The sequence below is a fragment of the Nonomuraea sp. NPDC003709 genome (assembly GCF_040610775.1).
GTDB classification, from domain to species: Bacteria; Actinomycetota; Actinomycetes; order Streptosporangiales; family Streptosporangiaceae; genus Nonomuraea; species Nonomuraea angiospora_A.
In genome coordinates this window covers 350,695-363,430 of sequence record NZ_JBEXMW010000014.1, presented here as the reverse complement: position 1 = coordinate 363,430, position 12,736 = coordinate 350,695, and the positions used below count along the sequence as shown (strand labels likewise).

Genomic DNA, 12,736 nt, shown 5'->3' with positions numbered 1-12,736 from the left:
GGTGTTCTTTCGATGCCTCTACGATCGCCGACCGCTCTGATATGGGGCTGTCGCCGTCCTGACGCCGCCGCTGACATCCGGCGGGCCTCTTGCGTTCGTTCAGGGCGAGGCCGGTTCCTGGCCCTCGCCAGTGGTGTCAGGGTTGCCCGCACCAGCTTGAGTGGCTTGGTGGCGGCAGCCGGTTCACCTGTGCCGGCACCGCAAGTCGTTCGGTCACCTTGCCTGTTCAGATCGCTGACGATCGACCCGCCGCTCGGGCCGACACCCTCAGCGATTCGAGAGCGACTCCGGCGGCTCGGCTTCCCCGGCGGCGCCGCTCGAGAAGCCTCCCTGCGCCGGCTCGTGCGCCAAGTCCCCGCACCGGTCGTCGCCGAGATGCTCGGCTACAGCCCTCAAGCCGCCGGAAGTCCTTGAAGCCGTCGCGCCGCCGACGACCACACAAAGGTCCCGGCCGCCGAGGACCACGCCCGGCACGACCACCATGCGACGCGCATCCGGCATGACTGCCGTACGACGCGGGTCCGGCGCAGGCGCCGCAGACGGGACACAGGGCCAACGCCCCGGAACGGATCGACGACGGCCCCGGGAACGCAGCATGAACAGGCCGAGAACGGCCGGTGACGCAGCGTGTGGGAGGGGGTTCATGCAGCGCCCGGAAGGCGCCGATCCGTGAAGGGGCGGCTAGAAAGTGGCGGCGGCCAAGGCGAGCGCGCCGGCGGCCTCGTGGCGAAGCACCATGATCAGGAGCGTGGCGACCAGCGTGGCTATGAGCAGCCAGCTGATCAAGATGATGACCGTCGAGCGGCGTGGCCGCCTCCGGCGGCCCGGTTGCCCCTTGGCCTTCGCCTCGCTGCGACGCACCCGCTCGTTGAACGACTCCAGTCGTGCGACGAGTCGCGGATCGTCGGCGACGAGGTGCTGCTCAATCTGGGCCAGCATCCGCTCCTCGTCCTGCGACCAGGCCATAGGCGCACCTCCCGAACGCAAGCTCTGCGACGTCTTTCTGCCCAACCCTGAAGATCATTAGCCCCCGCCTGACCAGGCAATTGCAACCTCTTTTCAGTTTGCGATCATGCTCGAACCCTTGTTCTAATCATGGCATGCGCTGGGACAACCTGCGCCTGGCCGGGCCCGGTCAGGACGATCCGGCCGTGCCGCTGTTCGCTCGCGGCGCGGTCACCCGCACCTTCGACACGCCCGAGTTCAGGGGAATGACCTTCTATGAGATCCGGGCCAGATCCATCATCAACCGGGTTCCGGGGGCCAGCCGGGTCCCGTTCGAGTACACGATCAACCCCTACCGCGGGTGCACGCATCGCTGTATTTACTGTTTTGCCCGAAAAACGCATGAATATCTAGATTTTGATGCCGGGGCGGACTTCGACTCGAAGATCGTCGTCAAGGTCAACGCCGCCGAGCTGGCCCGCAAGGAGCTGGCCTCGCCACGCTGGGGCGGCCACCACGTGGCCATGGGCACCAACGTCGACTGCTACCAGCGCGCGGAGGGCCGCTACAAGCTGATGCGCGGCATCCTGGCCGCGTTGCGCGACGCGCGCAACCCGTTCTCGATCCTCACCAAGGGCACGCTGATCCTGCGGGACCTCGACCTGCTGACGGAGGCCGCGGACGTCGCGGACGTGAGCACCAGCGTGTCCGTCGGCTTCGTCGACCCGGAGGCGTGGCGCGCGGTGGAGCCGGGCACCCCCAACCCACGCAGGCGCCTCGAGGTGTGCGCGACGCTCAACGACAACGGGATCGCGTGCGGCGTCCTGATGGCCCCGATCCTCCCGTTCCTCACCGACTCCCCCACCCAGCTGGAGACCACCGTCAAGGAGATCGCCGCCTCCGGCGCCACCCACATCGTCCCCATCGTGCTCCACCTGCGGCCGGGGGCGCGGGAGTGGTGGCTGGGGTGGCTGTCGCGCGAGCATCCGCGCCTGGTGCCGCGCTATCTGGAGCTGTACGGGCGCGGCGCGTACGCGCCCAAGGCGTACCAGGAGCGGGTGACGGGCCTGGTCAAGGAGCTGGCCGAACGCCACGGCGTGGGCCGCGCCACCGCGGCCATGGCCCGCCGTCTCCCACCCCGGCCCGCGCTGGTCGCGGACGAGCCGGAGCAGCTACGCCTGCTCTGACCTCCTCGCGACACCATCCCGGCCCCCGCCGTGCCGATCCCGTACGCGATCATGGGCCGGCGCAGGAAGTGACGTTGACGGACTCGACGGCGTGTGCCGGTTCGGTCGGTGCGTAATTCGTGGCTCTCGCCGTCGTGTGGGGCGCGAGCTTCCTGTTCATCAAGGTCTCGCCGGACGGGGCACCAGCCCTTGCTCGGCGCACAACGGCATCGCGGCCCAGGGTTTCCCCAGGTCGCCAGCGGTTTGCCACTGCCCGTTTACATGATCGTCACCGGCCCGGCCGACGCTGCTTGGTGCAGATCAAGGAGGCGCTGATGCGTTGGCTCAAGTCGCTCGTCGTGGCGATGCTCGTCCTGTCCACTGACGCGGTCCCGGCGTCAGCGTCGGTGTCCGCTGCCCCGGACGGCGCGCTGACACTCGCTTCGTCGACCGTGCGCCGTGGCGAGCCGATCAAGGCGTCCTACACCACGCCCCGCCCCGATCCGACCAACTGGCTCGGCCTCTACACCGACCCGGGCGACGGCCCGGTGGACGAGAAGTTCGTCGGTCCGTCGGTGCGCTGGACGTACATCGCCGGGGAAAGCGGTGCGGCCACCCTGCCGACCGACGGGCTGGAGCCGGGCAACTACCTCGTTTTCGCTCTGGCGCAGGACGGCTACCAGTGGCTCGCCGCGCCGGTGAAGGTCCGGATCACGAGCGACGCGCCGCTGCACTTCATCACCGACGCCTTCAAGTTGCGCAACGCCCGCGCCCTCACCCCGTACCAGGCGAGGGTGGGAGGTCTGGTACGGGGGGACACCGACGGGCTCACCTTCCGCAAGGTCAGCGGGCCGCGGTGGATCAGCGTGTCGGCCGACGGCGAGGTCACCGGGACGCCGCGCCTGCGCGACTCGCTGCGTCCGGAGCCCCTGCGGGTCGAGGCCCGCAACACGCGCGCCGAGACCAGCACGGCGACGGTCGGCATCGACGTCCGCCAGCCGGGCCAGGACCTGGTGCCCGAGCTCAGGGCGATGAGCTTCAACCTGTGGCACAGCGGCAGCCAGGTCGACGACGGCCGGGAGAAGGAGCTGCGGTTCCTGCTCCAGTCCGATGTGGACGTCGTGGGTCTCCAGGAGACCTCGGCCGTCTCCACCCGCGAGCTGGCCGAAGCGCTGGGCTGGGACTATCACCAGTCGGGCACCGACATCGGCGTGATCAGCCGTTACCCGATCACCGAACGCAAGCCGCCGGTGGACAGCGGCCCGCTGTCGGTGGCGACGAAGGTCCGGGTACGGATCGGCGAGCGCCAGGACGTCGTGGTGTGGAACGTCCACCTCGGCTACAACCCGTACGGCCCGTACGACACGTGCTTCGGCAAGCTGACGCAGGAACAGCTGCTGGCCAACGAGGAGCGTTCCGGGCGCACGCCCCAGATCCAGGCCGTCTTGAGCGAGATGGCACCGGACCTGGCCGCGGCGCGGCGTACGCCGGTGCTGCTGACGGGCGACTTCAACGCCCCGTCCCATCTGGACTGGACCAAGGACACGCGCCGGTGCGGTTACACCACGGTCCCGTGGCCGACCTCGGTGCTGCCCGCGCAGGCGGGGCTGCGGGACTCCTACCGGGTGGCGCACCCGAACCCGGTGACCGCGCCGGGCATCACCTGGTCGCCGATCTATCCGGCGTTCACCGGCGGTTACGGGTACGACCCGCACAAGGGAGAGCCCGAGCCGCAGGACCGGATCGACTTCGTCTACTACGCGGGCCCGCTCCGAGTGACCGGCTCCAGCGCCCTGGTCGAGGGCACGCCGACGGCCGTTCCCAACCACCGCGGCAACGCCTGGTCCTCGGACCACGCCGCCGTACTCACCACGTTCCGCACGTCCCGGCTCTGACCGCCCAAGCGGGCGGGACGTGCCGTCGGGCTGCGTCAACAACTCGGCGGGGCGCTTCGGATGATGGATCGCCAAGCGGCCGGGTTCGGCATCGAGTTCGGCGGCGCCGCGGCGAGAGCTCGGTCGTACAGCTCCGCCGCCCGATCCCGGCAGTGTGCCAGCCGTGCGGCCTTGCCCTCTTCCCAGGGATCCTGACGGATCTCGTCGGCCGCCATCGCATAGAGGTTGATCAGGGCGCAGGCCGCCACAGGATCGCCGCCGCCAGAACGCATGAGACGTTCCTCCGCCTCCCGGCGTTCGCCCAGGTTGAAGACGGCCTGATGCCGTCGCAACGCCGGCAATCGACCGAGGTCCCGATCGGCCGGCGCGTCGCCGCGTTCATCCGCCGCGACGCGCAGGACTTCGGTGACCTCCCCGATATGACCGGCTCTGATCAGGGCGTGGGCTCTGCTGACCTCAGCCGGTGGCGTTGCCACGGCTTCCGGCCAGGACACGCGGATCCCCAGCGCCTGGGAATCGTCCTGGGCGGCGACCGGGGTAGATTCGGCAGTGTGCTGAAGCGCATCAACTACGACGACCGCCAGCACCTGGTGTACGTGCGCGGTCGAGCGCTGCCCCCCGACGTCGTCGCCGCCTGGATGGCGGAATTCGCCCGGCACTCGCCTTCCCGGCGACCGCTGACGGTCCTGGACCTGGGCAGCGGCACCGGCCGGTTCTCCCCGGCCCTGGCCGGCACCTTCGGCGGCCCGGTGTACGGAGTCGAACCCTCCGCCCGGATGCGTCAGGCAGCCGCGAACACCTCCGCTCACCCCTCGGTCAGCTATCTCCAGGGCTCCGCCGAGCAGATCCCGCTGCCGGACGACCGCTGCGACCTGATCCTCCTCTACCTGGTCATCCACCACATCCAGGACCTGCCGGCGGCGGCCCCGGAGATCGCCCGCGTGCTGGCCCCAGGTGGTCGGCTGCTCATCCGCAACGCCTTCGCCGACCGGATGCCCGCCCCGCTGTGGCACCGCTGGTTCCCACGCGCCCGGGCCATCGAGGAAGAGCTCTTCCCCACGGTTGCCGAAGTGGTGGACGCCTTCGCCACGGTCGACTTGCGCCCTGTCGCCCTCACCTCGATCCGGCACCGGCTGGCAGCCAGTCACGCCGACTACGCCGCACGACTGCGGCTGCGCGCCAGCTCGGTCTTCGACCACATGACGGAGCAGGAAATCGCCGAAGGATTCGCCACCATGGACGCGGACCTCGCCGCGCATCCCGGCACCGGCCCGGTCGAGGAAGACTGCGATCTACTCACCCTGGCGGTCCCGGAGACGTGAGCCTCAGAGAGGCTGATGCGGCCGCGCGAGCTCGTCGACGAGCCGCTCACCGGGCACGAGCCGCGCCGGCGGCTCTGTCCCGTGATCCGGAAGAGCCGCGGCATGTGAGGAGTCAGGACGTGGGGATCGTGCCGTTGATGTAGTGGGTCTTCACGGTCTGCGCGATCGACTGCTGCCAGGCGGCCAGGTCGGTCTTGAGCTGCGCCGGCGTGCGGGTACCCGTACGCAGGTCGGCGATGAAGGCGTCGTACTGGTCGAAGGCCCAGTTCTCGATCCCGAAGGCGTACTTCTGGATGCCGCCCTCGCCGTAGTATCCGCCGGCCAGGGCCGCTGGCGGGCTGGCCGGGCGGGCGGGCGGGCGGGCTGGAAGCATGCCAGACGTCGTTCGCGATCTGCTTGGGAAGGAAGACGTTTCCCACCGGGATGAACCAGCCGACCACCACCATGAACAGGCGGTACCGCAGTTGCCCGGGCGCGAGCCGTCGGGGACGGTGCGTACCCGAGCGAACCAGATCAGCCAGCCCCACCCCGAAGAGGACCTGGGCACCCGTCAGGGCGTAGGCGGTTTCCTCCATTTCTGTCCGGCTACCCCACCATGTGGAGTACCCGAGGTGCCGGCCTGTCGGGTCGGCGGCGCTGCTGGACGGCCGTGAGTACGGAGACCAGGGCGAACAGGGCGAGGAGCCAGTAGACAGCCGCTCGGTACCCGTCGGCCGGGAGCGCCCGGCCGCGCGCGCGTCTGTTTCGATCGACGACGGGCTGGTAACTAGCGGCCTACTCGCACCTCGCGCAGTTGCAGCCGGTTGCCGTCGGGATCCTGGAAGACCGCGAGACGGCCCCACGGGTACTCGAGAACCTCGGTATCGAACTGCACGCCGCGCGACTTCAGCGTCTGGTATGCCTTCTGGAAGTTTCCGGTGTCGATGGTGTACGCCCCCGGGGTGTGGCTCTTGAGCGGCTGGGCCTGCCCGGGTGTCCCCGGCCACAGAACCAGCTGGAACTTCTGCCCGGGGAGACCGACCGTGAGGAACCGTGGTCCGTCGGGCGTCGGATTGTCGAACCGCTGCTCGAAGTCAAGCACGTTGGTGTAGAAATCGAGCGCCTTGTCCTGGTCGCTGACGAACACGGTCGCGTACGCGATTTCTTTCAGCACCGTTGTCCCTCCTGGGTTCGTGGTCGTTACCGGTATGACCGATGGCGACGAACGAATGTGACCACCGGCCTCCGGGTCATCAGTCGAGCGGAGTCAGGTCGAGGCGGCGGAGGCGCTCGGGGTCGGCGAGAATGTCCATCGTGGCGATCCTGCCGCCCCTGACGGTGAATCCGGTGACCGACTGGGGCTCACCGTCCCGCCTGGTGACCACCCCGACCGCGCCGTTGATCAGCGCCAGTTCAATGGCCAGGCCGAGCCGCGAGAAGGTCACCGCCTGGCGAGCGATCGCCTCTGCTCCGCGGACCTCGCCCGACCCAGGGGCGGGACCGAGGTGGGCTCTGAGCACCGCGTCCGGGTGCAGCACGCAGACCAGTCGGTCGAAGTCCCCCTCACGCGCGGCCACCAGGAATGCCTCGACGACCTCGCGTTGAGCCCGGGGATCGCAGTCGGGGACTGTCTCCTCAACGCGCACGCGGCGGCGCGCGCGGCTGGCGAGCTGGCGTGCCGCCTCCGGGGAACGGTCGACGATCGGCGCGATCTGGTCGAAGGGCACCGCGAACATGTCGTGCAGCACGAAGGCAAGCCGCTCGGCCGGGCTCAGCATCTCCAGCACGACCAGCAGGGCCAGGCCCACCGAGTCGGCCAGCAGCGCCTCATGCTCGGGGTCGGTGCCATCGACGCGGTCGACGATCGGCTCCGGCACGTGCACGGCGTCCAGAGACTCCTCGCGTCGCGTTCGGCGTGCGTGCAGCATATTCAGCGAGACGCGCGCCACCGCCGTCGTCAGCCATCCGCCGAGGTTCCCGATCTCGCCGGCGTCCGAGCGGCTCAGCCGGATCCACGCCTCCTGGACGGCATCGTCGGCCTCACTCACCGATCCGAGCATCCGATACGCCACAGCTTTGAGCTGGGCGCGATGCGCCTCAAATCGCTCCGCCAACCACTGATTGTCGTCCATCCGCCACACCCGTTCGTCCATTCGTGTTACAGCACTGACCGACCGAACATCGCGAATGTGACCTCGCGACAGGAACATGCCGGCAGGCAAGAAGATCGCAGTCCTCACGGCCGCGACTGGGGGCCAGCTCAACGGAGAGGACCCGACGTATGAACACGTCCCCTTGATCAACCTCAGCCATGGCCCGGACCTCCAGCTGCCCTGTCCGACCACCACCATCGGGGAGTCGCTCGTTATAGCGAGAGGTCGGCAATTTGACCATGCGTGTGCTGATCCGTGGCCGCCGGCGTGGGATTCGATGCGCTCGACCCCTGGTTCGGCCGATGGTGGGCCAGGGATCAGACCGGGGGATCCCTCATGGCGGAACCCGCCCCTCGGCGGAAGGCTGGGGATCATGAACATCAAGCAGGTCGTCACCGCAGCGGCCCTTACCAGCATCGCCATCGCGACCCCGGCCTGGGCCGCCGACCAGCCCAAGCAGCTTCAGCGCGACGCCGACGCGCTCAAGGCCACCGGGGTCACCGGCGTCCTGGCCGCGGCCACGACCCCAGGCGGCACCTCGGCCGCCCGCAGCGGCGTGGCCGACCTGAAGACCGGCGAGCCCGTCCCGTGGAATGCGTACTATCGGATCGGCAGCACCACCAAGACGTTCGTGGCGGCGATCGCGCTGCAGCTCGTGGGTGAGGGCAAGCTGCGGCTGGACGACACCGTCGAGCGATGGCTGCCTGGACTGGTGGAGGGCAACGGCAACGACGGGGCGAAGATCACGGTGCGGCAGTTGCTCGGGCAGACCAGCGGCCTGCCGGAGTATGCCGATGACGTCCCGCTGGAGCGAGTGACCAGCGAGTCAGGATTCCGGCGCGAGCGGTTCCGCGTCTACCGGCCCGAAGAGTTCGTGGCGATGGCCATGCGGCACAAGCCGGTGTTCGAGCCGGGCAAGGGCTGGGCGTACTCCAACACCAACTACGTCCTGGTGGGCATGATCATTGAGAAGGTGACTGGCACCCCCTGGCAGCAGCAGCTCCTGGAGCGCGTGATCGAGCCGCTGGGATTGCGGCACACCTACGCGCCGGGTACGTCGCCGTTCCTGCCGCAGCCGCGCATGACGACATACAAGCGGTTCACGGCGGATGGGCCGATGGTGGACGTGACGACGTATTTCCCGGGCGGAACCGATCATTCGCTGGTCAGCACGCCGGACGACGTCAACCGGTTCTTCAGCGCGCTGCTCGGGGGCAGGATACTGCGCCCGACCGAGCTGGCGGAGATGACGAAGACCGTGCCGGCCACTCCGTTCCGGGCGTTCTGGCGCGATGCCGGGTACGGCCTGGGGATCATGAAGCGGCGGCTGCCGTGCGGCGGGTGGGTCTGGTTCCACGGCGGGGGCGGGTGGAACGCCATCAGCGACAACGCCGTCACCGCCGACGGCCGCCGCGTCGCCTCCGTGGCCTACTCCAGCGCACTCCGCCCTGATCAGGACCCGCTTCCCCAGATCAAGGCCTCGACCTCCCTGATCGACCACGCTCTCTGCTAGGCGTGCCGATCATGCGTACGACGCCGCGCACGCGCTCGCGGCCATTCTGGACGACTACGCGTGCGGGCGAGCGGTTGCAGGGCCAGTGGGACTTCTTCGTACAGAACACGCACCCACGCACGATCCAGCCAGCCGGTGAGCAGACAAGGCCGGAGAACGCCAACTACCGGGCTTCGGGGAAGCTCCCAAGAACTCAACTCAGGAACTGTTGCTCAGTCACCTGTCCAGGGACTGCCAGAAGCGGCACTGATGCTCCCGGCACAGGTCCACCGGGCGGATGCCGGACGCGCCGGGGGCGAGTCGCTGGACGTCGTCCTGCCCGGCGCGTACGGCGGGCCAGGGCGGTGTCGCGGTTCCGTTGGGATCGCCGTGGTGGGCGAAACGGCTCCAGTAGTCGATCATCGTGCCGGACAACCGTGACTGAGCCGGTGACAACGTCCGGCCGGCGAAGTAATCGGCCTCGAAAAGGTACTGCAGCTCGGAGGCGTGGAAGGCGCCGGTGGGGAAGCTCGGCACGACCGGAGTGCTGCTCACCCAGGGGGCCCATCGGTCCGCGAACTCGTAGGCGTACGTCGGCACGCGGGCGGCGAGCAGGCGGTTGGTCTCGGTTGCCGGACTCGCCCAGAGGTGATCGGTCATGACGGACTGCATGGCGAGGCCCGCACGGCTCGTACCAGGTTCGCCGTACTTGTCCAGCGGATAGCGGGCCAGCACCTTGGCGGCCCGTTCGCCGAAGAAGGCGTTGATCTGCTGGACGTACCCCGCGTCAGTGAGCGGTGGCGCGCCCGCCATCTCCTGGTTGAAGGTGACATGCTCGTCGCGGGTGACGCCGTGCATCACCGGCACCCGGTTGAACCGTCCTTCGGCGAGGGCCTCGGCCGGTTCCAGCGGTAGCAGCGGTCCGCCGATCACTGGTGCGAACTCGTTCTGGCTTTGAGCCAGCAACTCCGCCGAGGTCCTGGCCCGCAGGCACGCTGCCACGGCGCCGGCGCGGGCGTCGGTGCAGCCGAGCCGCTCGGCCGTGGCCTCACCATGCTGGTACGCCTGTGCGAGCGGCCGTGGCAGCCAGTTCCACCCGGCCGGCCAGCGCGTCATCAGGCACGGCGCGCTCTGGATGATCGCCCGGTGGAACAGCCCGGCCGACTTCGGCGAGATCAGGTGTGCGCAGGCGCTCGCACCTCCGGCCGACTCGCCGGCCACGGTCACGTTGCGGGGGTCGCCGCCGAACGCGGCGGCGTTCCGCTTGACCCACCGGAGCGCCGCCTGCTGGTCCTCGATGCCGAAGTTGCCCGACAGGTTCTCGGCGTTCGCTCCCTCCAGGGCAGGATGGGCCAGGTAGCCGAAGAGGCCGAGCCGGTAGTTCACGGTGACGACCATGAGGTCACCCCTGGTGGCCAGCCGGCTCGCGCCGTACATGGCGCCAGAGCCGTTCCGGAAGCCGCCACCGTGCAGCCACACGAGCACGGGAAGCGGCTCGCCGCGCTTCACCCCGCGCGGTGTGGTCACGTTCACATACAGGCAGTCCTCACTCGTGCTCTGCTTCTCGCCCAGCACACCGGCGGTCTGCGCGCACGCGGGGCCCGGCTGCGTGGCCGCACGCTCCCCCGCCCACGGTACGACCGGCTGCGGCGAGACCCACCGCAGGTCGCCGACCGGAGGCGCGGCGAACGGGATGCCCTGGAACGATCGCTGATCCCCGGCGACGACACCACGCACCTGGCCACTGTCGATCGTGACCACGGCGCCCTGCCCCGCGTCATCCGTGTTCTCCGCCCACGCGGCAGCGGGGCCGCATAACAGACCGAGCCCGGCCACAACCGTCAGAGTGCCCCGGCCGGCGCGCGCGAGCGTCCCGCGCTCTCGACTCCTGAATGTCGACGGCCTTGCGCGTAGATGATCCACCGCTCCTCCTGCCACATGCAAAAGAAAGAAGGCCCGTGGTTCACTTTTGCGCCGACCACCTGGTGACACACTCCCGGCAGCACCCCAGGCCGTGTTCCGGTCAGCCCTACCACGGAGGTTCGCGCTGCCGGCCGGCCATGGAAAGCCTTTGCTCGGCCGGCGACAGCCCGCGATGCGGGTGAACGCGATGTAGGAAGCTTCCCTGCCGCCGACGGCGCTGGTGAGCAGGTGCTTGCCTGCGTCCCTCCCTGCGCCAGAGGCATGCCGGGCCCGGCCTACGGTTGACGCAAGTGACGAGCGGTTTATCCGCCTGCCCGCTGGAAGGTCGTGATCGGGATGCCTTCACCGACCGTCTTGGACTCGGTCAGCCTCCACGTCGTCTTGCGCGTGGTCTCCCCGAACAGTCGCCTGCCGATGCCGAGAATGACCGGGAAGGTCATCAGGCGGATCTCGTCGACGAGGTCACCGGCGATCAGCGCCTGCACGAGCCGGATGCTGCCGGGCACCTGGATCTCGCCGTCCACCTCCTCCTTCAGCTTGGTCACCTCCTCGAGCACGTCACCCTTGATCACGCGGGTGTTGTTCCACTCGGGGTCGGTGAGGGTGCTGGAGAGCACGTACTTCGGCATGCTGTTGTACTTGTCGGCCAAGGGACCTTGGTAGTGGGGCCAGGCGCCGGCGAAGGACTCGTAGGTCCTGCGGCCGATCAGCAGCGCCTCGGCTCCGAGCGCCTCGTCGAGCTTGAACCTGTCGCCGTCCTCACCGCGCTGGAACTCGAAGCTCCAGTTGCGGTACGTGAAATCTTCGCCGCCGGGACCCTCCACCACGCCGTCCAGCGAGATGAACTCGGTGACTGCGATCTTTCCCATCTCCAACCTCCTCATTGCTTCGTGTGCAGGTGGAACCGGCGCTTCGGCGGACCAGACTCGAAGGCGATCCGGTCCCGGCGTCGCCGTCGGCAGATGCAGGATCTGCCCGTGGCGTACCTGGCGTCTGCGTTTCTTCGGGTGTGTCTAGTGGCCGTAGACGAACTCCCGCAGCGCGGCGGCGAGCACGTCAGCCGTGGCGCCGTGGTTCTCGCCGGGTACCGCCCGCAGGGTCGCGGTGGGCAGGAGATCGGACAGCGCCCGGGCCCCGGTGATCAGCCACGGCATGGTGCCGGTGCCGTGCATGACCAGGACGGGTACGGTGACCGCGGCCCAGCGATCGCGGGGCAGCGGGGCGCCCGACATGGTGGTGCCCATGATCCGTCCGTCGTAGGCGATGGTGTGCGCGACGGCCTCCGTGGGAGGCCAGACCGGGCTTTGCCGCATACCGGTGACCATCTCGGCCGGGAGGCCGACCGCCGCGGTCATGAACACCTCCACCGCGTCGCCCGGGCGGCCGTCAGCGACGCAGGCGTCGAGCCGCTCGACGTAGTCGGCCGGCAGCGGCGGGCGGCTGTCGTCGACGACGAACGGCGGCTCGAACAGCGCCAGCCGGGTGATCGGCAGGCCGGCGGCCGCGGCGTGCAGGGCCAGCACGGCCCCGGAGGACCAGCCGAACACGATGGCCGACCCGCCGGCGTGGTCGATAAGAGCGGCAAGATCCTCGAACTCGCGCTCCACCGCGTAGGGTGCGGTGTCGGTGCTCTCGCCGCGGCCGCGGCGGTCGTAGGCGTAGACCCGGAACTCATCGCGTAGCAGCTGCCCTGCCTCGGCGTTGATCGGGTTGACCGCGCGATGGGCGGTGGCCCCGTCAATCATGATCAGTGGTTGGCCGTCGCCCCATACGTCGAAGGCGATCTCGGTGCCGTCCTTGGACTGAACAGTGCCCATCTTGGTTCCCTTCAGGTCGTACCGTACGGTACTGTACCGATAGA

General features: G+C 69.1%; 12 protein-coding genes and 1 pseudogene. 4 read left to right on the top strand and 9 right to left on the bottom strand.

Annotation, left to right across the window (positions count from 1 at the left end):
• Positions 1-681 precede the first annotated feature (681 nt).
• Complete coding sequence (locus tag ABZX61_RS37525) at positions 682-966, bottom strand: DUF3040 domain-containing protein (protein WP_350732026.1); 285 nt, start codon at positions 964-966, stop codon at positions 682-684.
• Positions 967-1,100: 134 nt separating this feature from the next.
• Between ABZX61_RS37525 and ABZX61_RS37520 the strand changes: the two genes are divergently transcribed.
• Positions 1,101-2,132 (top strand): Rv2578c family radical SAM protein, encoded by a 1,032-nt coding sequence (locus tag ABZX61_RS37520; RefSeq protein WP_355200988.1) that lies wholly within the window; start codon positions 1,101-1,103, stop codon positions 2,130-2,132.
• Positions 2,133-2,446: 314 nt separating this feature from the next.
• A complete protein-coding gene (locus ABZX61_RS37515) occupies positions 2,447-4,006 on the top strand; it encodes an endonuclease/exonuclease/phosphatase family protein (protein WP_355200986.1) in 1,560 nt (519 codons plus the stop codon).
• A gap of 35 nt (positions 4,007-4,041) precedes the next feature.
• Here the strand turns inward: ABZX61_RS37515 and ABZX61_RS37510 are convergent, their stop codons facing one another.
• The gene (locus tag ABZX61_RS37510) at positions 4,042-4,593 is read right to left on the bottom strand and encodes a hypothetical protein (protein ID WP_355200984.1); all 552 of its coding nucleotides are present in this window, start codon (positions 4,591-4,593) and stop codon (positions 4,042-4,044) included.
• Here ABZX61_RS37510 and ABZX61_RS37505 point away from each other — a divergent pair.
• Complete coding sequence (locus ABZX61_RS37505) at positions 4,558-5,328, top strand: methyltransferase domain-containing protein (protein ID WP_355200982.1); 771 nt, start codon at positions 4,558-4,560, stop codon at positions 5,326-5,328. The two genes, ABZX61_RS37510 and ABZX61_RS37505, sit on opposite strands and share 36 nt — an antisense overlap.
• Before the next feature lie 112 nt (positions 5,329-5,440).
• Here the strand turns inward: ABZX61_RS37505 and ABZX61_RS37500 are convergent, their stop codons facing one another.
• From ABZX61_RS37500 to ABZX61_RS37485, 4 genes and pseudogenes are all read right to left on the bottom strand, one after another.
• Entirely contained in the window at positions 5,441-5,701 is a 261-nt protein-coding gene (locus ABZX61_RS37500) for a hypothetical protein (RefSeq protein ID WP_355200999.1), read from the bottom strand.
• Positions 5,702-5,723: 22 nt separating this feature from the next.
• Positions 5,724-5,774: pseudogene (locus ABZX61_RS37495) on the bottom strand (hypothetical protein); the annotation flags it as partial.
• A gap of 320 nt (positions 5,775-6,094) precedes the next feature.
• Positions 6,095-6,481, bottom strand: coding sequence for a VOC family protein (locus ABZX61_RS37490; protein ID WP_355200980.1), 387 nt, complete (start codon positions 6,479-6,481; stop codon positions 6,095-6,097).
• A 79-nt stretch (positions 6,482-6,560) separates the two neighbouring features.
• Positions 6,561-7,439, bottom strand: a complete 879-nt coding sequence (locus ABZX61_RS37485; protein ID WP_355200997.1) for a sigma-70 family RNA polymerase sigma factor — start codon at positions 7,437-7,439, stop codon at positions 6,561-6,563.
• A 394-nt stretch (positions 7,440-7,833) separates the two neighbouring features.
• Between ABZX61_RS37485 and ABZX61_RS37480 the strand changes: the two genes are divergently transcribed.
• A complete protein-coding gene (locus ABZX61_RS37480) occupies positions 7,834-8,973 on the top strand; it encodes a serine hydrolase domain-containing protein (RefSeq protein ID WP_355200978.1) in 1,140 nt (379 codons plus the stop codon).
• 216 nt (positions 8,974-9,189) lie between these two features.
• On the opposite strand, the gene ABZX61_RS37475 is transcribed toward ABZX61_RS37480, so the two are convergent.
• From ABZX61_RS37475 to ABZX61_RS37465, 3 genes are all read right to left on the bottom strand, one after another.
• Positions 9,190-10,788 carry a carboxylesterase/lipase family protein gene (locus ABZX61_RS37475; RefSeq protein WP_355200976.1) on the bottom strand — a complete coding sequence of 533 codons (1,599 nt, stop codon included), beginning with the start codon at positions 10,786-10,788 and terminating at the stop codon, positions 9,190-9,192.
• A gap of 389 nt (positions 10,789-11,177) precedes the next feature.
• Entirely contained in the window at positions 11,178-11,744 is a 567-nt protein-coding gene (locus tag ABZX61_RS37470) for a dihydrofolate reductase family protein (RefSeq protein ID WP_355200974.1), read from the bottom strand.
• Positions 11,745-11,888: 144 nt separating this feature from the next.
• The gene (locus tag ABZX61_RS37465; RefSeq protein WP_355200972.1) at positions 11,889-12,692 is read right to left on the bottom strand and encodes an alpha/beta hydrolase; all 804 of its coding nucleotides are present in this window, start codon (positions 12,690-12,692) and stop codon (positions 11,889-11,891) included.
• Positions 12,693-12,736 lie beyond the last annotated feature (44 nt).